Origin of the sequence: Streptomyces sp. NPDC052012, from assembly GCF_040689265.1 — a bacterium.
In the GTDB taxonomy this organism is placed as follows: domain Bacteria; phylum Actinomycetota; class Actinomycetes; order Streptomycetales; family Streptomycetaceae; genus Streptomyces.
The window spans coordinates 84,874-106,355 of the sequence record NZ_JBFAXA010000007.1; the positions used below are offsets into that span (position 1 = coordinate 84,874).

Sequence of the window (21,482 nt, forward strand, 5' to 3'; positions counted from 1 at the left end):
CGCGGGAACGCAGGGACGCGGGGCCTAGTCGTCCCCGTCCTTCTCCGCGAGGTGGACCACGCACACCGCCACCGCGATCAGCAGCGCCGGGTCGGCGTCGTCGCGTACGACGTCCACGCCGTAGGTGTCGCGGACGCTCAGCCACCGGCGGGAGATCACCGCGAGGAGCTCTCCGTCGTACTCGACGGCGAACTCCCGGTCGAGGATCTTGCCGCTGACGTCGAGTTCCGTGCCGTCGACCAGGGACACGCGGTAGTGGTTGCGCAGCAGGGAGAGCCGTTTGCGCCGGATCCGGGCCAGCGGCTGTCCGTCCCGCTCGATGACCATGGTGTCCCGCAGGGCGAGCATCTTCTGGTGGATGTCGATCAGGACGCGGCCCTGGGTGTCCTTCAGCTCGAAGGTGTCCCGCAGCCGCATGGCCTTGCCGTCGACGAGGAAGACCTTGCTGCCGTGGTCGTCCTCGATCCAGTAGTCGTCACCGATGCCGAGGATCCGGTCCCGCACGAGAAATCTCATGAGACCAGGGCTTCCCCGACACCCGCCCCAAAACGCCGCCGGTAGGCCGACGGGCTGAGTCCCGGGGCTCCCTGGCTTGGGCAGTGCCGGGCAGGTGCGCGGGATTGCCGTGTCCGATGACGTCCGTCGGCGTATCAGTGGTGAGCGGGCGCCGGACGGCCCCATGAGGCGATGGAGCCGTGCGTCCCCGAGGGGGCGCACGGCTCCTTTGCCCGGTGATCAGGCTTGGGCCTACGCCCAGGTGATCAGCCGCTTCGGCTGTTCCAGGATGGCGGCGACGTCCGCCAGGACCTTGGAACCCAGTTCGCCGTCGACCAGGCGGTGGTCGAAGGACAGGGCCAGGGTGGTGACCTGGCGGGGCTTCACCTTGCCCTTGTGGACCCACGGTTGGGGCTTGATCGCGCCGACCGCCAGGATCGCGGACTCGCCGGGGTTGAGGATCGGCGTTCCCGTGTCGACGCCGAAGACGCCGACGTTGGTGATGGTGACCGTGCCGCCCTGCATCGCCGACGGGGAGGTCTTGCCCTCGCGGGCCGTGGACACCAGTTCACCCAGGGACTCGGCCAGTTGCGGCAGCGTCTTGGCGTGGGCGTCCTTGATGTTCGGCACGATCAGACCGCGCGGGGTGGCCGCCGCGATGCCCAGGTTGACGTAGTGCTTGACCACGATCTCCTGGGCCGCCTCGTCCCAGGAGGCGTTGATGTCGGGGTTGCGCTTGATCGCGACGAGCAGGGCCTTGGCGATCAGCAGCAGGGGGTTCACGCGCAGGCCCGTGAACTCCTTGTCCTGCTTCAGCTCCTCGACCAGCTTCATCGTGCGCGTCACGTCGACCGTCACGAACTCCGTGACATGCGGTGCCGTGAACGCGGAGCCGACCATCGCCGCCGCCGTCGCCTTGCGGACGCCCTTGACGGGGATGCGGGTCTCGCGGGCCGTGTCGTACGACGCCGGGGCGGCCGCGGCAGCCGGGGCGGCCGGCACCGGGGCCGGTGCCTGGACCTCGGGCTCGGGGGCGGCCGTGGTCGCGGCCACCGCCGCGTGGACGTCCTCGCGCGTGATGATGCCGTCCGGGCCGGTCGGGGTGACGGTCGCCAGATCGACGCCGAGGTCCTTGGCCAGCTTGCGGACGGGCGGCTTGGCCAGCGGACGCTGCTGCGGGGCCACCGGCGCGGGCGCCGGTGCGGGTGCGGCCGGCGCGGCGGGCGCGTGGCCGTTCAGCTCCGTCTGGATCGCGGCGGCCGCCGGGGCCTCGGCCTCGGTCGCCGGCTTGCGCGGGCGGCGGCGCGTGGAGGACGTCGCCACCCCGTAGCCGACCAGCACCGGCTGGCGGCCCGAGCCCGCGGCCTCCGCCTTCGGCTCCTCCCGCGGCGCCTCCGGCTCCTCGGCCACCGGCTCCTGCGCGGGCGCCCCCGCTCCGCCCGAGACGTCCACCGCGATGATGGACGTGCCCACGTCCACCGTGGTGCCCTCGGGGAAGTGCAGCGCGCGGACCACACCGTCGTAGGGGATGGGCAGTTCGACGGCCGCCTTGGCCGTCTCGACCTCGCAGACCACCTGGCCGTCGGTGACCGTGTCGCCGGGCTGGACGTACCACTTGAGGATCTCGGCCTCGGTGAGACCCTCGCCCACGTCCGGCATCTTGAACTCGCGTACGGACGCGTTCGTCATCGTCGTCACGACCCTCTCCTCAGTACGCCAGCGAGCGGTCGACGGCATCGAGCACCCGGTCCAGGTCCGGGAGGTAGGACTCCTCCAGGCGGGCCGGCGGGTACGGGGCGTGGTAGCCGCCCACCCGCAGCACCGGGGCCTCCAGGTGGTAGAAGGAGCGCTCCGTGATCCGCGCGGCGATCTCCGCGCCGGATCCGAAGAACACCGGTGCCTCGTGGACGACGACCAGGCGGCGGGTCTTCTCCACCGACGCCTGGACGGAGTCGAAGTCGATCGGGGAGACCGAGCGCAGGTCCAGCACCTCCAGGGAGCGGCCCTCCTCGGCCGCCGCGTCGGCGACCTCGCGGCAGAGCTTCACCATCGGGCCGTACGCGGCGAGCGTCAGGTCGGTGCCCTCGCGCACCACCCGCGCGGTGTGCAGCGGGCCCGGGATCGCCTCGGTGTTGACCTCGGCCTTGTCCCAGTAGCGCCGCTTGGGCTCGAAGAAGATCACCGGGTCGTCGCTCTGGATGGCCTGCTGCATCATCCAGTACGCGTCCGACGCGTCCGACGGGCTGACGATCTTCAGGCCCGCCACGTGCGCGAACAGCGCCTCGGGCGACTCGGAGTGGTGCTCCACCGCGCCGATGCCGCCGCCGTAGGGGATGCGGACGACGACCGGGAGCTTGACCTTGCCCAGCGAGCGCGCGTGCATCTTCGCGAGCTGGGTGACGATCTGGTCGTACGCCGGGAAGACGAAGCCGTCGAACTGGATCTCCACCACCGGGCGGTAGCCGCGCAGGGCCATGCCGATGGCCGTGCCGACGATGCCCGACTCGGCGAGCGGGGTGTCGATGACGCGGCTCTCGCCGAAGTCCTTCTGCAGGCCGTCCGTCACCCGGAACACGCCGCCGAGCTTGCCGACGTCCTCACCCATGACGACGACCTTGGGGTCCGTCTCCAGGGCGCGGCGCAGCGACTCGTTGATCGCCTTGGCCAGGGCCATGCTCTTGGCGCCCTTGGCCGCCACAGTCTGCGCTGCCATGTCAGACCCCCTCTGCATCCGTGAACGACGCCTGGTACGCGGCGAACTGGGCCCGCTCCTCGTCGACGAGGGCGTGTCCGTCCGCGTACACGTTCTCGAAGATGGCGAAGTGGTCCGGGTCCGGCATGGCACGGACCGCTTCGCGCACTCGCCTGCCCAACGCCTCGCTCTCGGTCTCGAGTTCCGCGAAGAATCCCTCGTCCGCGTGGTTTGCGGACTCCAGGTAGCGGCGAAGGCGCAGGATCGGGTCCTTCGCCTCCCAGGCCAGCCGCTCCTCGTCACCCCGGTAGCGGGTGGGGTCGTCGGAAGTGGTGTGGGCGCCCATGCGGTAGGTGAACGCCTCGATCAGCGTCGGGCCCTCACCGCCGCGCGCCCGCTCCAGGGCCCACTTGGTGACGGCGAGGTTCGCCAGGACGTCGTTGCCGTCCACGCGGACGCCCGGGAAGCCGAAGCCCTGCGCGCGCTGGTACAGCGGGACGCGGGACTGCTTCTCGGTCGGCTCGGAGATCGCCCACTGGTTGTTCTGGCAGAAGAACACCACCGGAGCGTTGTAGACCGCGGAGAAGGTGAACGCCTCGGCCACGTCGCCCTGGCTGGAGGCACCGTCGCCGAAGTAGGCGATGACGGCGCTGTCCGCGCCGTCCTTGGTGATGCCCATCGCGTAGCCGGTGGCGTGCAGCGTCTGGGAGCCGATGACGATCGTGTAGAGGTGGAAGTTGTTGCCGTTCGGGTCCCAGCCGCCGTTGTTCACGCCGCGGAACATGCCGAGCAGGTTGGTCGGGTCCACTCCGCGGCACCAGGCGACGCCGTGCTCACGGTAGGTGGGGAAGACGTAGTCGTCGTCGCGCAGGGCCCGGCCGGAGCCGATCTGCGCCGCCTCCTGGCCGAGCAGCGAGGCCCACAGGCCCAGCTCGCCCTGGCGCTGCAGGGAGGTGGCCTCGGCGTCGAAGCGGCGGGTGAGCACCATGTCGCGGTACAGGCCGCGGAGCTCTTCTGCGGTGATGCCGGCGACGTACTTGTCGAACTCGGCGTTCTTGACGCGCTTGCCCTCGGGGGTCAGCAGCTGGACGAGCTCCGGCTCGCTCCCCTTGGGGTTCTTGGCGGTCGTGCGGGTGGTGCGCTTGGTGCCGGTGGTGCCGGCCTTGCTTCCGGCGCTGCGTCGCGGTGTGCGCGCGGCAGTGCTCTCCACGGTCACGTGTGCTCCTCCGTCGGTCCGGCCCCCGGGGTTGCCGGTAGGCCAGTGCGGCTCACCTGTTGCTCGACCACCGGGCACGGGGTGGGTGCCACTCGGCCGGGAACAGGCGTGACAGGTGCCCCGGCGAGCGCCCTGCACTAAGCACGGTACCCAGTGCGGCACATTTCTGTGAAACCCCCTCTGACCTGCGATTTTGCTTGGATTTCCAAGTAAATCGGGTAGGTGGGGAAGGCGCGCTGGTCACAGCCTTGCAGGAGGCCGGAGCAACGGCACGTTATCCCGGCCACCCCGGGCACGGGAAGAGTCACCGCCCGCGCGAGGCGCCGGTTTTGAGCACGCTCAGTAAATGACCCGTACGGTGAGTGAAGAGACGCAGGTCACGGCGGTGCGGTGTCTCGTCGTCCGAATGTCGATCCGACCGGGATCTTCGAGGCGGCCTCCGTGACGGCGCGACCCGCGCGCGTCCAGGAGGCGAGGGGACGCCGCGCGGGGGCTCCCCCGCGCCCACGGAAGAGGCCGGAGGCGACACGCGCGCATGCGGCCTTCTCCACCCGGACAGCCGACAGCCGCACGCTCAGAGCTCACCCACGCCTCGGACCACCGGACCACACCGCAGACCACGTCAGGACCGCGCGCGGCTGATGCACTGCGCCCGCCCTCGACGGCGGGCGGTCCGGGGTCGAGCAGCTGACGTCGGCCGCGGCTGAGGCGGGGTGGATGTCGCTCACCCGCGCCAAGGGCCGTCCCGTCAGGTCAGCCGCCCACGTTCCCGCCGGGCACTCCGGCGCCGCCCGCGTCCGTACCGCCCGCGTCCGTGCCACCCGCATCGGTGCCACCCGCGTCCGTACCGCCCGCGTCGGTGCCGCCCGCGTCCGTGCCACCCGCGTCCGTGCCGCCGGCATCGGTGCCGCCCGCGTCCGTGCCGCCGGTGTCCGTGCCGCCCGACGTACTCGGCTGCGGGGACGTCGGCGGGTCCGACGGGTCGTCCGTCTCCGTCTCGGACGGGCTTTCGGACGGAGTCGGCGTCGGGCTCCAGTCGCCGTCGCCGTCGCCCGTGCCCGTGCCCGGATCCGTGCCCGGGTCGGTCTGTTCCTCGGTCGCCTCGTCGCTCGGGCTCTCGCTGGTCGTCTCGTCCTCGGTGGTCTGGGACGTGGCCGGGGGCTTGGTGGGGTCGTCGTCGCCCCCGCCACCGCCGCCGTTGTTCAGCGCCAGCGCGACGCCCGCGGCGATGGCGATCATCGCCAGCACGGCGAGGATCCACAGCTTGCCGCGGCCGCTGCCCTTGTTGCCGTTGCCCTCGAAACCGCCGTCGTCACCGCCGCCGTACCCGGCGGGCATGACCGGCTGCGGGATCGCCGTGGTGCCGGAGGCGTCCGGGTGCGCCATGACCGCCGTACCCGCGAAACCGCCCGCAGGCGTGTGCCGGCCCTCGTGCATCTCCACCGGGCCGGTGTTCCAGGTGCCGGTGTGGCCGCCCTGCTCGTAGAGCATCTGCAGGGCGTACTGGACCAGCCCGCGCATCTCCTCGGCCGTCTGGAACCGGTCGTCGGGCTCCTTGGCGAGCGAGCGCATCACCAGCCCGTCCAGCTCCGGCGGGCACGCGTCGGAGGCCTCCGACGGCGGCGTGGGGATGTCCTGGACGTGCTGGTAGACCACCGACAGCGGCGTCTCACCGGTGAACGGAGGCCGCAGCGCCAGCAGTTCGTACATCAGGCAGCCGGTCGCGTACAGGTCGGACCGGTGGTCGACGGCCTTGCCGAGGGCCTGCTCCGGGGAGAGGTACTGCGGTGTGCCCATGACCATGCCGGTCTGCGTCATCGTCGTGGACGCGCCGTGCAGCGCGCGGGCGATGCCGAAGTCCATCACCTTCACGGCGCCGTTGTTGGTGATGATGACGTTGGCCGGCTTGATGTCGCGGTGCACGATGCCGTGCTGGTGCGAGTAGGCCAGCGCCTCCAGGACACCCGACACGATGATCAGCGCCTGCTCGGGGCCCGGCGCCTCGGCGTTCATCAGCAGATCGCGGATGGTGCGGCCCTCGACCAGCTCCATCACGATGTACGGCACGGACTGGCCGCCGATGAAGTCCTCACCGGAGTCGTACACGGCGACGATGGCGTGGTGGTTGAGACCGGCCACCGACTGCGCCTCGCGCGTGAAGCGCGCCTTGGCCACCGCGTCCTCGGCGAGGTCGGACTTCAGCAGCTTGATGGCGACCGTACGCCCCAGCCGTACGTCCTCGGCCGCGTACACCTCGGCCATGCCGCCCCGGCCTAGTCTGCGCGTCAGCCGGTACCGGCCGTCGCCGACCAGCCCGCCGTTACCCCAGCTGTCCGGCGCGTCCGACATGCCGCCGCCAGTCGCCTCGGGGTCGGACGGGCCCTGAGCGCGCTGCTGCTGTGCCATCAGTCCTCGCCGTCGTTTCTGCCCGCGGTGCGCGCGGTGTTGTTACGGTCTCCGTCGGCCACGCTACAGCCTTTGCGCAAGGCTCCGGTCCGAGACGGGTCACCGGAAGGGGCACGAGACGGACCGGCCATCAAACCCGCCCCCCGTACCGTCGTGCAAATTCTGTGTACCGGCCGTACGCCGCCTGTAACGCTTCCGCGACGCTTCTTTCGCGTACGGTCACGGAACGGGCACCGCGCTTGACGTGTCAGTGGCCTGGGGCAGACTTGGCCGGGAATAGCACATTGGATCTACGGCAGACACGCAGATCAGTCACCGACGGCGGCGCCGGAGAGGCTACGGGGGACGCGGAACATGAGCCAGGACGGCGCACAGAGCCAGAACACGGGGCGGGCGCTCGCCGGCGGACGTTACCAACTGCGGGACCTGCTCGGCCAGGGCGGCATGGCGTCCGTGCACCTCGCCTACGACAGCGTGCTGGACCGTCAGGTCGCCATCAAGACGTTGCACACGGAACTCGGCCGCGAGCAGGCCTTCCGCGAGCGCTTCCGCCGTGAGGCCCAGTCCGTGGCGAAGCTCACGCACACCAACATCGTGTCGGTCTTCGACACCGGCGAGGACGATCTCGACGGGATGACGACGCCGTACATCGTCATGGAGTACGTCGAGGGCCGCCCGCTCGGCTCCGTGCTCGACGAGGACGTGCGGCAGTACGGCGCGATGCCCGCCGACAAGGCGCTGAAGATCACCGCGGACGTGCTGGCGGCGCTGGAGATCAGCCACGAGATGGGGTTGGTCCACCGCGACATCAAGCCGGGCAACGTGATGATGACCAAGCGCGGCGTGGTCAAGGTCATGGACTTCGGCATCGCGCGCGCCATGCAGTCCGGCGTCACGTCGATGACGCAGACCGGCATGGTCGTCGGCACCCCGCAGTACCTCTCGCCGGAGCAGGCGCTGGGCCGCGGTGTGGACGCCCGCAGCGACCTCTACTCCGTCGGCATCATGCTGTTCCAGCTGGTCACCGGGCGGCTGCCGTTCGACGCGGACTCGCCGCTGGCGATCGCGTACGCGCACGTGCAGGAGGAGCCGCCGGTCCCCTCCTCCATCAACCGCTCCCTTCCGCCGGCCGTGGACGCGCTGATCTCCCGCGCGCTGAGGAAGAACCCGAACGAGCGCTTCCCCAGCGCCGAGGCGATGCGCACCGAGTGCCTGCGGGTGGCGCAGTCCTTCCACCCGGCCCCGCCGAGCATCGTCCCCGGCACCCAGGCGCCCAGCGGCGCGGGCGTCGGCTCCGCGGTGTTCCCGCCGATCGACCAGTCGACCCCGGCCCCGACGGGCAACGTCCAGCAGCCCTACCAGCCGACCCCGCCCCCGAACCCGTACAACACCCCGTCCCCGGCGTACGGCTACCCGCAGCAGGGCGGCTACCAGACGCCCACGCCGTCGGCGTACACGCCGCAGCCGGGCCCGTCGACCCCGCCTCCGTACAACATCACGCCCCAGACCTCGCCGGCCCCCGGCCGCCGTGGCAACAAGCCGGTGATCATCGGCTCGGTCGCCGTCGCCGTCCTCGCGGCGGGCGGCCTGATCGCGGCGCTGCTGATGAACGGCGGTGGCGAGGACCCGCAGGGGGGCGGCGGAAGCAGCGCGTCGGCCTCGGCGTCGGCGAAGGCACCGGGTTACCGGGGGCCGGACGCCACGAAGACGATCGAGAAGGAGAAGTGCACGGAGCCGGTCGAGTCGTACAACGACCCGGAGAAGATCGAGGTTCCGAACTTCAAGTTCAAGTACATCAAGTCGGTCAAGGAATGCTTCCAGGCGGCCGGCTGGCAGTACGAGGTCGTCGACGTCGACGAGAACACCTACGGCGACGGCACGGTCATGAAGCAGTACCCGGAGGCCGGTACGGACGTCGAGGAGGACGACGTGCCCAAGATCCAGCTCTACGTCTCCACGGGCAACCCGCCGTCCTAGTCCTGACGCACCCTCACGGGAGCCCTCAAGGCATACGAAAGGGGTCCGGCATCCGCTGCCGGACCCCTTCGTGCTGCCGGGGCTTACAGGTACGGGCCGCCCGAGCGGCCGCCCGGGTGGGTGTCCTCGTGGCCCTCGCCCACGCCGGGCGGGAGGGCGCGGCGCATCTGTTCGAGCTGGGCGCGGGCGGCCATCTGCTGGGCGAAGAGCGTGGTCTGGATGCCGTGGAACAGGCCCTCCAGCCAGCCCACCAACTGGGCCTGCGCGATCCGCAGTTCGGCGTCGCTCGGGGTCGCCTCGTCGGTGAACGGCAGGGAGAGCCGCTCCAGCTCCTCGACCAGCTCCGGCGCCAGGCCGTCCTCCAGTTCCTTCACCGAGCTGGCGTGGATCTCCTTGAGCCGGACCCGGCTGGCCTCGTCGAGGGGAGCCGCGCGCACCTCCTCCAGCAGCTGCTTGATCATGCTGCCGATCCGCATGACCTTCGCGGGCTGCTCCACCTGCTCCGTCACCGGGGTCTCGCGGGAGTCCTCGTCTCCGTTGCCGCCGCTGAGCGCCATTCCGTCCTGGCCGACGACCAGGATCTGGGGGTTCTCCGGCGACCGTTCGTTCCTCGGCATCTCCATGCGGCCATTCTCTCGCACGTCTGCGTGTCACTTCCGTGGTGCCCCCGCACGGGGCTGATCCACCGTGGTGTCGCCGGGTCGACCTGTTGGGCGTATCCGGAATGCCGGGTTGATACGCGAATGGGAGGCTTATGGGCGTCCATCCGGCATCTTGCCGACGGTGTGCACGAGCACCGGTCGGCGCGGGAGGTCACGGTCGTGACTCCATGGCTGCGTATAGCGGGGGCGACGGGGGCGGGGGTTGCTCTGCGGGTGGGGGTTGTCCTGGGGGCGGGGGTCGTCCTGGGGGCGGGGTTGATGATGCCGTCCGCCGACGCCCTCACGCTGCCGCTCGGTGCGACGACTGCGGCCCACGGGATGCCTGCCTCCACCGGTGCCGGGGCAGGGACACCCGAGGAACGCCCCGGCCCCGCCAGCCGAACGGCTCCCGACGCCCGCCCGGAATTCGCCGGCCGACCGGAATCCGCTGACCGGCCGGATTCCGCCGGCCGACCCGGATCCACCGGCCGGGTCGAAACCGCCGGCCGACACGGATCTACCAGCCAGGGCGAGACCGCTGGCCGACTCGGATCTGATGGCCGCTCCGAAACCGCATCCCGCCCAGGTCCCCGGCCCGGCTCCGTCACCCGACCCGGCGCTCGGCCCGACGCCGCATTCCGCCCAGGCTCCCAGCCCGACGCCACATTCCGCCCGGGCTCCTGGCCCGACGCCGCATTCCGGCCCGGAAAGGAGTCCCGTGATCCCTCTCCCTCTCCCTCCGCCGAACCCTCCCGAGCCGGGAGTCGGGCGGGTGAGGGGCGGGAGCGGCCCGGGCGGCGGGACGTGGACGAGGACGAGCCGCCCCGCGCGGAGGACCGTGAGCGGGGCGAGGCGACGGAGCCAGGCGTGGGCGTCGCACCGAAGCAGCCCGGCCGCGACTCCGAGGCCGGCGACCGCACCGACGCACCGGGGGCCGGGGACGGCGAGGCCGGCTCCCAGGCGCCCGGCACGGGTGCGGCCGTCCCACCGGCGTCGGACGGGACCGCGCCGGTGTCGCCCGCGGCCGATGCCGTCGCCGGTCCCGAGCAGAGCGCCGAGCCCGTGTTGCGGATCCTGCCGCTGGGCAGCGGCCTGGTCCTCATCGGGCTCGGCTGCGGCCTGGCCTTCCTGGGCCTGAGGCTGCGACGCGGCTGAACGCATCCAACCGCCCCGGCCGGTGCAGCCGGCCTACGGCACCACCAGCAGCACCTTGCCTACATGCCCGCTCTCCTCGACCACCCGGTGGGCCTCGGCCGCGTCCGGCATCGGAATCTCGCGGTCGATCACGGGCCGGACATGGCCCCCGGCGACCAGCGGCCACACATGTTCCCGTACGGCCGCCACGATCGCCGCCTTCTCCTCCAGCGGCCGGGCCCGCAGCGAGGTCGCGCTGATGGCGGCGCGCTTGGCGAGGAGGGCACCGATGTTGAGCTCGCCCTTGACGCCGCCCTGCATCCCGATGATCGCGAGACGGCCGTTGACAGCAAGTGCCTTGACGTTGCGGGCCAGGTACTTGGCACCCATGTTGTCGAGGATGACGTCCGCGCCCGCGCCGTCCGTCGCCTTCCTCAGCTCGTCGACGAAGTCCTGCTCGCGGTAGTTGATCAGGATGTCGGCGCCCAGCTCGGCACAGCGCGCGAGCTTCTCCTCGCTGCCGGCGGTGACGGCGACTCTGGCGCCGACGGCCTTCGCGAGCTGGATCGCCATGGTGCCGATGCCGCTCGATCCGCCGTGCACGAGCAGCGTCTCGCCGGGCCGGAGGTGGGCGATCATGAAGACGTTGGACCAGACCGTGCAGACGACCTCGGGGAGCGCCGCGGCCTGCTTGATGCCGAGACCCTCGGGGACGGGGAGGAGCTGCCCGGCCGGGACGGCGACCTTCTCGGCGTAGCCGCCGCCGGAGAGCAGCGCGCAGACCTCGTCGCCGACGGCCCATCCGCCCACTCCGGGGCCGAGCGCGGCGATCCGCCCGGAGCACTCCAGGCCGGGGTGGGGGGAGGCACCGGGAGGCGGGTCGTAGTGGCCCTGCCGCTGCAGGATGTCGGCGCGGTTGACGGCACCGGCCACCACCTCGACCAGCACTTCGCCCTCGCCGGGCACGGGGTCGGGCACCTCCTCCCACACCAGCGCCTCGGGTCCACCGGGTTCGGAAATCGTGATCGCATGCATGAGGGGGACGCTACTCCTGCCCCCGCCCTCCTCCGCGAGCCCTCCGTCTCCGGTCGCTCCCTTCCTCCGTCAATGGGACTGTTCCCCCGGAATCCGTGTGCGGGAGCGATGAGTTTGCGCGACGGTAAAGGTCTGTCCATGCGTAGCCCGAACACGCGGAAGGACCCCCAGCATGAGCACGCAGACGTCCGGCCTGGCGATCGAGACCGCCGGCCTGGTCAAGACCTTCGGTGAGACACGGGCCGTGGACGGGGTGGATCTCGCCGTACCGGCCGGCACGGTGTACGGGGTCCTCGGCCCGAACGGCGCCGGGAAGACCACCACCGTGAAGATACTCGCGACCCTGCTGCGCCCGGACGGCGGTGAGGCCCATGTCTTCGGTCACGACGTGGTGCGCGAGGCCGACGAGGTCCGCGGCCGGGTGAGCCTCACCGGTCAGTACGCCTCCGTGGACGAGGACCTCACCGGCACCGAGAACCTGGTGCTGCTGGCCCGTCTCCTCGGTCACCGCAAGCCCGCCGCCCGGGTACGCGCGGCACAGCTCCTGGAGGCCTTCGGCCTCACGGACGCGGCCGGGAAGCAGGTCAAGCACTACTCGGGCGGCATGCGGCGCCGTATCGACATCGCCGCGTCCATCCTCAACACCCCGGACCTGCTGTTCCTCGACGAACCGACGACCGGCCTGGACCCGCGCAGCCGCAACCAGGTGTGGGACATCGTGCGCGCGGTGGTCGCCCAGGGCACCACCGTGCTGCTGACCACGCAGTATCTGGACGAGGCCGATCAGCTGGCCTCCCGGATCGCGGTCATCGACCAGGGCAAGGTGATCGCCGAGGGGACCAAGGGCGAGCTGAAGGCGTCCGTCGGCGCCGGATCCGTACATCTGCGGCTACGAGATCCGGACCAACGGCCCCTCGCGGCCGACCTGCTGCGCCGCGCACTGGACGCGCAGGTGCAGGCCGAGCCCGACCCGGTGGCGCTGACCGCCCGGCTCGGCACGGCCGCGAACCAGGACACCGCAGCCGAGCAGGCCGCCCGGGCGCTGAACGAACTGGCGGCCGCCGGCATCACCGTCGACAACTTCTCGCTCGGCCAGCCCAGCCTGGACGAGGTGTTCCTCGCCCTCACCGGGCACGACACGCACGCGTCCGGCTCCGACGACTCCGACCACTCCCACGACCCGAAGGACGAGGTGGCGGCATGAGCACCGCGACGACCACCGAGAGCACCGAACTCGCCCCGGTCCGCACCGAGTCCCTCGCCGAGCTGCTGGTCACCAAGGAGCGTCCGCCGCGGCCCAGTGCCTGGTCGGCCTCGCTCACCTTCGGCTGGCGCGCGATGCTCAAGATCAAGCACGTGCCGGAGCAGCTCTTCGACGTCACCGCCTTCCCGATCATGATGGTGCTGATGTACACGTACCTGTTCGGCGGGGCGCTGGCCGGCTCGCCGAAGGAGTACATCCAGTTCCTGCTGCCGGGCATCCTGGTGATGTCCGTCGTGATGATCACGATGTACACCGGGGTCTCGGTCAACACGGACATCGAGAAGGGCGTCTTCGACCGTTTCCGCAGTCTGCCGATCTGGCGGCCGTCGACCATGGTCGGCTATCTGCTCGGTGACGCCCTGCGCTACACCATCGCGTCCGTCGTGATGCTCACCGTCGGCATCATCCTCGGCTACCGCCCGGACGGCGGGGTCGGCGGTGTGGTCACCGGGATCGCGCTGCTGGTGGTGTTCTCGTTCGCGTTCTCGTGGATCTGGACGATGTTCGGGCTGATGCTGCGCACCGAGAAGTCGGTGATGGGCGTCAGCATGATGGTGATCTTCCCGCTCACCTTCCTGTCGAACGTCTTCGTCGACCCGAGCACCATGCCGGGCTGGCTGCAGGCCTTCGTCAACAACAGCCCCGTCACCCACCTCGCGTCCGCGGTGCGCGGGCTGATGGCGGGCGACTGGCCGGCCGACGAGATCGCCTGGACGCTGGGCTGGTCGGCTCTGTTCGTGCTGGTCTTCGGGCCGATCACGATGCGGCTGTACAACCGCAAGTAGTGCGGGGCCGGGTCAGCTCCGGGGGAGCGGGCGGATGTCGGGCGCGACCTGCGTGCCCGGCGTCGCCCGCACGATCGTGATGAGCCGGTCGGTCAGCTGGACCGTCCCCACGTCGGGGTCGTCGTAGCCGAGCACCCGGTGGCCGCGCACCACGCTCACCACCAGGTCGCTGAGCTCACGCGGCGTCTTGCCCACCTCGGCTTTTATGGCGGGGCGTTCGACGATGTCGAGTCCCGAGCCCTGCTGGATGAGGTCCTCCATCACCATGCCGGCCGCGGGGCTGAGCACGGACAGGCCCAGCAGCCGGCCGGCCGCGCTCGCGCTGGTGATGACCGCGTCGGCGCCCGACTGCTTCAGCAGCGGAGCGTTCTCCTCCTCCCGCACAGCGGCCACGATCTTCGCGCCGCGGTTGAGCTGGCGAGCCGTCAGTGTCACCAGCACCGCTGTGTCGTCACGCTGGGTGGCGATGATGATCTGCCTCGCCCGGTGCACCTCGGCACGCTTGAGCACCTCGCTGCGGGTCGCATCCCCTATGACGCCCGCGAAGCCGTCGGCCGTGGCGGCGTCGATCGCCTTGCCGCTGGGGTCGACCACCACGACCTGCTCCTTGCGGAGCCCCGTCGCGCAGACGGTCTTGATCGCGGACCTGCCCTTGGTGCCGAATCCGACGACGACAGTGTGATCGCGCAACGTGGACCTCCAGCGGTTCAGTCGCCACTCCTCCCGGGTGCGTTCGGTGAGGGCCTCGAGGGTGGTGCCGACCAGGATGATCAGGAACAGCACGCGCAGCGGCGTGACGACGAAGATGTTGGTGAGGCGGGCGGAGTCGCTGACCGGTGTGATGTCGCCGTACCCGGTGGTGGAGAGGGTGACGGTCGCGTAGTAGAAGGAGTCGAGGAGATCGAGTCCCCCGCCGGCGTTGTCGTTGTAGCCGCCGCGGTCGGCGTACACGATGAAGGCGGTCACCACGAGGACCCCCAGCGCCATGGACAGCCGCTTGGTGACCTGGCGGATCGGATGCTCCACCATCTTCCTCGGGAGCTTCACCCGATGGGTCACCAGATGTTCGTCGGCCTGGCGAGCGATGACGTCCTGGCCCGGAAGTTTCACGTGAAACACACCCCGATTCCCCCTGACGCCCAAGGCAGGTCGAGCAGTTCCGCCTCCTGACCGGGCCGTGCGCCGCCCGGTGGTACGACCGCCAGCGCGTCCGCCGCCGCGATGCCCCGCAGCATCGCCGGACCGTTGTACAGCAGCGGCAGTGCCCGGTCGCCGCGCAGCGCCACGGGGATCAGCCGCGTGTCGTACGGGTGTCCCTGCACGCCGTCCCGCAGCGGCAGCATGTAAGGCTCGGGGGCGGGGCGTGCCGCCAGGGTGCGCAGCAGCGGCTCGGCGAGGGTGAGCAGCCCGGAGACGGCGGCGAGGGGATTGCCGGGCAGCCCGACCAGGTGCTGGTCCTCCCCGGTACGGGCGAGGAGCATGGGATGGCCGGGGCGCACCTTCACGCCGTCCACCAGGAGCTCGGCGCCGATGCGGCGCAGGGTGGGGTGGACGTGGTCGACGGGGCCGGAGGCGGTGCCGCCGGTGGTGACGACGACCTCGGCCTCGGATGCCGTGATCGCCTCGTACAGGGCGTCGGCGTCGTCGCGGATCCGGCGGACGGCGGTGACCTCCGCGCCCAGGGCGCGCAGCCAGGACGGCAGCATCGGGCCGAGCGCGTCCCGGATCAGCCCGTCGTGCGGCAGGCCCTCGGTGAGCAGTTCGTCGCCGAGCACGAAGACATCGGCGCGGGGCCGGGGGACGGCGGTGAGCGTGTCGTAGCCGGCCGCCGCGGCGAGGCCGAGCACCGCGGGGGTCACCACGGTGCCGGCGGGCAGCAGGTGGTCGCCGTTGCGGCATTCCTGGCCCCGGGGACGGATGTCCTGGCCATGCGAGACGGTGTTCTGCGCGTGGGCCGCGGCGACGTGCAGGCGTCCCTTGTCGTCGATGTGGCCGTGCTCGCTGCGCAGGACGGCAGTGGTGTCCGGCGGGATGCGCGCGCCGGTAGCGATGCGGACGGCCTCGCCGTCGGTGAGGGGGGCGTGCGCGGTGTGCCCGGCGAGGACGCCCTTCTCCCGTACGTCCCAGGGGCCGGGGCCGGAGACGGCCCAGCCGTCCATCGCCGAGGTGTCGAAGGAGGGCAGGTCGGTCAGGGCGGTGAGGGGGGCGGCCAGGGTGAGGCCCAGGGTGTCACTGAGGGGCACCTGGACGGGGGTGCGGTGGCCGGCGCGGCCGCCGGTGCCGTGGCGTGGGGCCTGTTCGGCGACGGTCCGGGCGTCGGCCCATCCGATGGCGCGGTGGTGGCGGTCGTCGCCGTGGCGCTCGGGGGCCCTCGGCGAGGTGCCCGGGGGCTGTGGGACGGCCGTGGGGTGGCCGGAGGGGCGACCGGGGTTGTCGTTCACGAGGGCGAGCGCCTCCTCGACGTCGAGGTCATCGGCGTCCTCGTCGGCCCGGGTGGCATGCCTGTTCATCCTGCGTCCGGGCGGGTGTCGGGGGTGGCGTCCGGGGCGAGGTCCCCGGACGGGGTGCCGTCCGCCGTGTCCTCGTCGGCCCAGCGGCGGGCGAGGGCAGCGGCCTTGCGGGCGGCCTCGGCGACGGCCTCGCGGTCACCGCCTGCCTGCGCCGCGGCGTAGCCGACCAGGAAGGTGGTCAGCGGTGCCGCCGGCCTGGCGACACCGTGAGCGGCGTCGCGGGCGAGGTCGAGCAGCGCACCGGTGTCGACGTCCAGGTCGATGCCCAGCTCGTCCTTGACTGCGGAAATCCATTCTTCCAACACGTGCCCATGCTCCCTGATGCGTGCCCTGGCGGTGGCGATGTCGTCCCAGGTGTCGCAGTCGAAGGACGCCACCGGGTCGGAGAGTCGGGTGAGAGCGAGCCCTGCGGTCAGCCGGCGCAGGGGCAGCCCGGTCAGGGCGCCGTGCCGGGCGCCGAGCGCGGCCAGTTCCCGGCGCAGGGCCGACGTCCGGTAGGCGGCCACGAGCGGCTGGTCCCGGCCACCGGCGTCGGTGAGCTGGACGCCGTCGGCGCCGGTGTCGCGCAGCGCGGCCAACAGCCCTTGGACGGTGCGGGTGTCGAGGAACGGCAGGTCGGCGGAGAGCAGCAGCGCGCGGTCCGCCGTGGTGTGCCGCAGTCCGGCCGCCAGCGCGGCGAGCGGTCCGCCGCCCGGCGGTTCCTCGCGGGCCCAGACGACGGGCCGTGCGGTGGGCCGGGGCTCGGCCACGACCACGGTGGTCCGGGCGCCGGTACAGGCGGCCAGCACCCGGTCGAGCAGCGTCCGGCCGCCGACGCGCACACCGGGCTTGTCCACGCCGCCGAGCCGGCGGGCGGCACCCCCGGCGAGCACGACGGCGTCGTAGGCGGGGGCTCCGCCTGGATCGCCGGGATGCTCGTACGCGCTCACACCCCGAGTATGCGTGCCCCCGCGATCACAGGGAACGCGGGGGCGGGGACGCGATCAGGTGGAACCGGCCGTCACAGCGTGCGCAGCAGCACCGCCGGTTGCTCTACGCAGTCGGCCACGTACCGCAGGAAACCGCCCGCCGTGCCGCCGTCGCACACCCGGTGGTCGAAGGTGAGCGAGAGCTGCACGACCTGACGCACGGCCAGCTCGCCCTCGTGCACCCATGGCTTGGGGACGATGCGGCCGACACCGAGCATCGCGGCCTCGGGGTGGTTGATGATCGGCGTGGAGCCGTCGACGCCGAAGACGCCGTAGTTGTTCAACGTGAAGGTGCCGCCGGTGAGTTCCGCCGGCGTCAGCGTCCCGGCGCGGGCCGCCTCGGTCAGCCGGGCGAACTCGGCGGTGAGTGACTCCGCGTCCCGCGCGTGGGCGTCCCGGACGACGGGGACGACCAGACCCCGGTCGGTCTGCGCGGCGAAGCCGAGGTGCACGTCCTGGTACTGGACGACCTCCCTGGCCTCCGTGTCCACCGAGGAGTTGAGCTCGGGGAAGCGGGCCAGGGCAGCGGTGCAGATCCTGGCCAGCAGGGCCAGCACGGAGATCTTCGGGCCGCCGGCGGCGTTCATCGCGGCGCGGGTCCGCATCAGCTCCGTCGCGTCGGCGTCCACCCAGCAGGTCGCGTCCGGTATCTCGGTGCGGCTGCGGGAGAGCTTGTCGGCGACGGTACCGCGGATGCCCTTGAGGGGGACGCGGGTGACGCCCGGCGTGGCGACGGCGGGGGCCGACGGCTGCGCCACGGGGGCGGGCCGCTCCTGCGCCGCGGTGCCCTGTGCGGCGGCGGCGCGCAGCGCGTACTCCACGTCCGCGCGCATGATCAGCCCGTCGGGTCCGGAGCCGGTCATCTCGCGCAGGTCCAGGCCGTTCTGCCGGGCCAGCCTGCGCACCAGGGGGGAGATCACCGGGACGGGGCCGTCCACGGCCTCCCGCGCGGAGGCGGGGCCGCCGGGAGCGGTTCCGTTGGTGGCGGGCTGTGCGTCCCTCGCGGGGGCGGCGGGCGCGGGCCGGTCCGGGCGCACCCTGCGGCGGCGGGCCGGTGCCTCGGAGGTGCCGTAGCCGACCAGGACGTTGCCTGAGCCCTCCGTGCGGGAGCCCTCACGCGCGCCTTCCGCGCGGGCGCCGTCCGACCGGGCCCCTTCCGTGCGGGCGCCCTCGGTCGCCGCATCCGGAGAGCTCGCCCGCCCGTCCGGGCGGCCGTCGGCCGGCTCGCCCACCGCGACCGTCAGCAGCGGGGCACCGACGGGCAGTTCGGTGCCCTCCTCGCCGTAGCGGGCGGTGACGACGCCGCCGTAGGGGCAGGGCACCTCGACCATCGCCTTGGCCGTCTCGACCTCGACGACGGGCTGGTCGACCGCGACGACGTCGCCGACCTCGACCAGCCAGCGCACGATCTCCGCCTCGGTGAGCCCCTCACCGAGGTCGGGGAGCTTGAACTCCAGCACCTGTGCCATCAGCTCTCGGCCTCCCATTGCAGACGCCCCACGGCGTCCAGGATCCGGTCCACTCCGGGCAGGTGGTGGCGCTCCAGCATCGGCGGCGGATACGGGATGTCGAAACCGGCCACGCGGAGCACCGGCGCCTCCAGGTGGTGGAAGCAGCGCTCCGTGACCCGCGCGGCGATCTCCCCGCCCGGGCCGCCGAAGCCACCCGACTCGTGGACGACGACCGCGCGTCCCGTCCGCCGCACCGAGGCGCACACCGTCTCGTCGTCGAACGGCACCAGGGAGCGCAGATCGACGACTTCGAGGTCCCAGCCCTCGGCCCGGGCCGCCTCGGCCGCCTCCATGCAGACGGGTACGGACGGCCCGTACGTGATGAGCGTGGCGCTCCGCCCCGAGCGCCGCACCACCGCGCGGCCTATCGGTTCAACGGGCGCCGGCTCCTCCGGGTTCCAGGAGTCCTTCGACCAGTACAGGCGCTTCGGTTCGAGGAAGACCACCGGGTCGTCGGAGGCGATGGCGGCGCGCAGCAGCCCGTAGGCGTCGGGGACGGTCGCGGGCGTGACGACATGGAGGCCGGGCGTGGCCATGTAGTACGCCTCGGAGGAGTCGCTGTGGTGCTCCACGCCGCCGATGCCGCCGCCGTAGGGGACGCGGATGGTCAGGGGCAGCGGCATCTTCCCGCGCGTGCGGTTGCGCATGCGGGCGACATGGCTGACGAGCTGCTCGAACGCCGGGTAGGCGAAGGCGTCGAACTGCATCTCCACGACCGGCCGCAGACCGTACATCGCCATGCCGACGGCGGTGCCGAGGATGCCCGCCTCGGCCAGCGGGGTGTCCGTGCAGCGGTCCTCGCCGAACTCCTTGGCGAGTCCGTCGGTGATCCGGAAGACGCCGCCGAGGGTGCCGACGTCCTCGCCCATGACGTGCACCGACGGGTCGGCGGCCATGGCGTCGCGCAGGGCGCGCGTGAGGGCCTGCGCCATGGTGGCCGGCTTGACGGCGACGGTGGTCATCGCTGCGTCCCTTCCGACTCCGCCTCGGCCCGGAGCTCTGCCCTGAGCTGCGCCTGCTGCTCCCGCAGCTGCGGGGTGGGCTCGGCGTAGACGTGGGCGAAGAGATCCATCGGGTCGAGCGCGGGGTCCTGGTTCATGTGCTCGCGCAGGGAGGCGGCCATGGTCTCGGCGTCCCGGCGGGCGGCGGCGATGCCGTCCTCGTCGAGCAGGCCGCGTGCGGTCAGCTCGTGTTCGAGCAGCTCGATGGGGTCGTGCTGCTTCCACGTCTCGACCTCGGCGTCGCCCCGGTAGCGGGTCGCGTCGTCGGCGTTGGTGTGCGCCTCCACGCGGTACGTGATCGCCTCGACCAGGGTGGGGCCGCCGCCCGCGCGGGCGTGCCGTACGGCGTCGCTGAGCACCTCGTGCACGGCGGCGGCGTCGTTGCCGTCGACCAGTCGGCCCGGCATGCCGTAGCCGACGGCCTTGTGGGCCAGGGAGGGGGCGGCGGTCTGCTTGGCGAGCGGCACGGAGATGGCGAAGCCGTTGTTCTGGACCAGGAAGACGACCGGGGCCTGCCAGACGGCGGCGAAGTTCAGCGCCTCGTGGAAGTCGCCCTCGCTGGTGCCGCCGTCGCCGACCATGGCGAGCGCCACCACGTCGTCGCCCTTGAGGCGGGCGGCGTGCGCGAGGCCCACCGCGTGGGGCAGCTGGGTGGCGAGCGGGGTGCTCAGCGGGGCCACCCGGTGCACGTAGGGGTCGTAGCCGGTGTGCCAGTCGCCGCGCAGCAGGGTGAGGGCCTCGACGGGGTCCACACCGCGGGCGACGACGGCGAGGGTGTCGCGGTAGCTCGGGAACAGCCAGTCGCGCTCCTGAAGGACGAGCGCGGCGGCGACCTCGCAGGCCTCCTGGCCGGTGCTGGAGGGGTACACCGCGAGACGGCCCTGCTTGGTGAGGGCGGTGGCCTGCGCGTTGTAGCGGCGGCCCTTCACCAGCTCCGCGTACAGCCGGCGCAGCAGCTCCGGGTCGGCCTTGGCGGCCGCCTCGGTGCCGAGCACCCGGTACGGCTCCGCGTCGGGCAGCAGCGGCGCGGGGTCGGTACGGGGCTGCCAGGCGGGCGGCGGGGTCGGCCGGTAGGCCCCCCGCTGCTCCATGACCGTCATGACGGCACCTCCTCGTGGGAGCGACTCAGCAAGGCGCGGCGTCTGTGACGCGCCTCACCAACCGATTGTTCGGTCGTCGGCACATTTTGGCTACGGGTGGCGCCAGGCTGTGGACAAACGGTTCTCCACAGCCTGAGATGAATGCAGGACGTCCATCGGAGAGAGGCGGGGGCGGGTGGGATCTGAACAAATGGCCGAGGGACCGGAGGGAACCGGACCGCTTCCGCCGCCGCGCCCGCTCGACGCGATCGATCAGGACATCCTGCGCATGCTCCAGGCGGACGGCCGTGCGTCGATACGGTCGGTCGCCGAACGCGTCCACGTCTCGCGGGCGAACGCCTACGCGCGGATCAACCGGCTCGTCGAGGACGGCGTCATCCGCGGCTTCGGCGCCCGGGTGGACCACGAGCGGGCCGGACACGGCACGTCCGCCTACATCACCCTGAAGATCGTCCAGAACTCCTGGCGCACGGTCCGCGAGCAGCTCAGACAGCTTCCGGGCGCGTCCCACATCGCTCTGGTGGGCGGCGACTTCGACGTCCTGCTGCTGGTGCACACGCCCGACAACCGCGCGCTGCGCGAGCTGGTGCTCACCCGGCTCCAGGCGATCCCCGAGGTGCTCAGCACCCGCACCCTGCTGGTGTTCGAGGAGGAGGACCTGGAGCCGCAGGGGTGAGATGAGCGGGGGCGGGGGCCGCCGACCGGGCCCCGGCCCTGTGGCCCGCCCCTGGCCCCGCGGCCCGCCCT

Annotated in this window: 18 protein-coding genes; 5 read left to right on the plus strand and 13 right to left on the minus strand. The window is 72.1% G+C overall.

Translation table 11 applies throughout. From position 1 onward, the window contains the following. Window positions 1-24: 24 nt before the first annotated feature. The 5 genes from AB0412_RS15170 to AB0412_RS15190 all read right to left on the minus strand — a co-directional run bounded on the left by AB0412_RS15170 (window position 25) and on the right by AB0412_RS15190 (window position 6,809). Window positions 25-516: an LURP-one-related family protein gene (locus AB0412_RS15170; protein WP_366403021.1), complete on the minus strand. Its 492-nt coding sequence runs from the start codon at window positions 514-516 to the stop codon at window positions 25-27. Window positions 517-747: 231 nt separating this feature from the next. Continuing rightward, window positions 748-2,193: a dihydrolipoamide acetyltransferase family protein gene (locus AB0412_RS15175; protein ID WP_366403022.1), complete on the minus strand. Its 1,446-nt coding sequence runs from the start codon at window positions 2,191-2,193 to the stop codon at window positions 748-750. A 10-nt stretch (window positions 2,194-2,203) separates the two neighbouring features. Continuing rightward, window positions 2,204-3,169 (minus strand): alpha-ketoacid dehydrogenase subunit beta, encoded by a 966-nt coding sequence (locus AB0412_RS15180; RefSeq protein ID WP_366403185.1) that lies wholly within the window; start codon window positions 3,167-3,169, stop codon window positions 2,204-2,206. A 40-nt stretch (window positions 3,170-3,209) separates the two neighbouring features. Further along, window positions 3,210-4,403, minus strand: coding sequence for a pyruvate dehydrogenase (acetyl-transferring) E1 component subunit alpha (gene pdhA / locus AB0412_RS15185; protein ID WP_366403023.1), 1,194 nt, complete (start codon window positions 4,401-4,403; stop codon window positions 3,210-3,212). A 753-nt stretch (window positions 4,404-5,156) separates the two neighbouring features. Then, on the minus strand, window positions 5,157-6,809 hold the full coding sequence (locus AB0412_RS15190) for a protein kinase (protein ID WP_366403024.1): 1,653 nt from the start codon (window positions 6,807-6,809) through the stop codon (window positions 5,157-5,159). Between the two features lie 354 nt (window positions 6,810-7,163). On the opposite strand from AB0412_RS15190, the gene AB0412_RS15195 reads away from it, so the two are divergent. Continuing rightward, window positions 7,164-8,786 (plus strand): protein kinase, encoded by a 1,623-nt coding sequence (locus AB0412_RS15195; protein WP_366403025.1) that lies wholly within the window; start codon window positions 7,164-7,166, stop codon window positions 8,784-8,786. Between the two features lie 83 nt (window positions 8,787-8,869). On the opposite strand, the gene AB0412_RS15200 is transcribed toward AB0412_RS15195, so the two are convergent. Further along, window positions 8,870-9,409, minus strand: a complete 540-nt coding sequence (locus tag AB0412_RS15200) for a bacterial proteasome activator family protein (protein WP_366403026.1) — start codon at window positions 9,407-9,409, stop codon at window positions 8,870-8,872. Between the two features lie 885 nt (window positions 9,410-10,294). On the opposite strand from AB0412_RS15200, the gene AB0412_RS15205 reads away from it, so the two are divergent. Beyond that, window positions 10,295-10,582: a hypothetical protein gene (locus AB0412_RS15205; protein ID WP_366403027.1), complete on the plus strand. Its 288-nt coding sequence runs from the start codon at window positions 10,295-10,297 to the stop codon at window positions 10,580-10,582. 33 nt (window positions 10,583-10,615) lie between these two features. Here AB0412_RS15205 and AB0412_RS15210 read toward each other — a convergent pair whose 3' ends face one another. Next, window positions 10,616-11,596, minus strand: coding sequence for an NAD(P)H-quinone oxidoreductase (locus AB0412_RS15210; RefSeq protein ID WP_366403028.1), 981 nt, complete (start codon window positions 11,594-11,596; stop codon window positions 10,616-10,618). A gap of 172 nt (window positions 11,597-11,768) precedes the next feature. On the opposite strand from AB0412_RS15210, the gene AB0412_RS15215 reads away from it, so the two are divergent. Then, window positions 11,769-12,800 carry an ATP-binding cassette domain-containing protein gene (locus AB0412_RS15215; RefSeq protein WP_366403029.1) on the plus strand — a complete coding sequence of 344 codons (1,032 nt, stop codon included), beginning with the start codon at window positions 11,769-11,771 and terminating at the stop codon, window positions 12,798-12,800. After that, window positions 12,797-13,645, plus strand: a complete 849-nt coding sequence (locus tag AB0412_RS15220; RefSeq protein ID WP_366403030.1) for an ABC transporter permease — start codon at window positions 12,797-12,799, stop codon at window positions 13,643-13,645. Before AB0412_RS15215 ends, AB0412_RS15220 begins: the two co-directional genes overlap by 4 nt. 12 nt (window positions 13,646-13,657) lie before the next feature. On the opposite strand, the gene AB0412_RS15225 is transcribed toward AB0412_RS15220, so the two are convergent. The 6 genes from AB0412_RS15225 to pdhA (AB0412_RS15250) form a co-directional block, all read right to left on the minus strand. After that, the gene (locus AB0412_RS15225) at window positions 13,658-14,755 is read right to left on the minus strand and encodes a potassium channel family protein (RefSeq protein WP_366403031.1); all 1,098 of its coding nucleotides are present in this window, start codon (window positions 14,753-14,755) and stop codon (window positions 13,658-13,660) included. Then, entirely contained in the window at window positions 14,752-16,155 is a 1,404-nt protein-coding gene (locus AB0412_RS15230) for a molybdopterin molybdotransferase MoeA (RefSeq protein ID WP_366403032.1), read from the minus strand. Before AB0412_RS15230 ends, AB0412_RS15225 begins: the two co-directional genes overlap by 4 nt. Next, a complete protein-coding gene (locus AB0412_RS15235; RefSeq protein ID WP_366403033.1) occupies window positions 16,152-17,084 on the minus strand; it encodes an NTP transferase domain-containing protein in 933 nt (310 codons plus the stop codon). The genes AB0412_RS15230 and AB0412_RS15235 overlap by 4 nt, the downstream gene beginning before the upstream one ends. Window positions 17,085-17,155: 71 nt before the next feature. Then, on the minus strand, window positions 17,156-18,592 hold the full coding sequence (locus AB0412_RS15240; RefSeq protein WP_366403034.1) for a dihydrolipoamide acetyltransferase family protein: 1,437 nt from the start codon (window positions 18,590-18,592) through the stop codon (window positions 17,156-17,158). Continuing rightward, the gene (locus AB0412_RS15245; protein ID WP_260829270.1) at window positions 18,592-19,596 is read right to left on the minus strand and encodes an alpha-ketoacid dehydrogenase subunit beta; all 1,005 of its coding nucleotides are present in this window, start codon (window positions 19,594-19,596) and stop codon (window positions 18,592-18,594) included. The genes AB0412_RS15240 and AB0412_RS15245 overlap by 1 nt, the downstream gene beginning before the upstream one ends. Continuing rightward, window positions 19,593-20,735, minus strand: coding sequence for a pyruvate dehydrogenase (acetyl-transferring) E1 component subunit alpha (gene pdhA / locus AB0412_RS15250; protein ID WP_366403035.1), 1,143 nt, complete (start codon window positions 20,733-20,735; stop codon window positions 19,593-19,595). Before pdhA (AB0412_RS15250) ends, AB0412_RS15245 begins: the two co-directional genes overlap by 4 nt. Window positions 20,736-20,925: 190 nt before the next feature. On the opposite strand from pdhA (AB0412_RS15250), the gene AB0412_RS15255 reads away from it, so the two are divergent. Further along, window positions 20,926-21,411: an Lrp/AsnC family transcriptional regulator gene (locus tag AB0412_RS15255; protein WP_366403036.1), complete on the plus strand. Its 486-nt coding sequence runs from the start codon at window positions 20,926-20,928 to the stop codon at window positions 21,409-21,411. Window positions 21,412-21,482 lie beyond the last annotated feature (71 nt).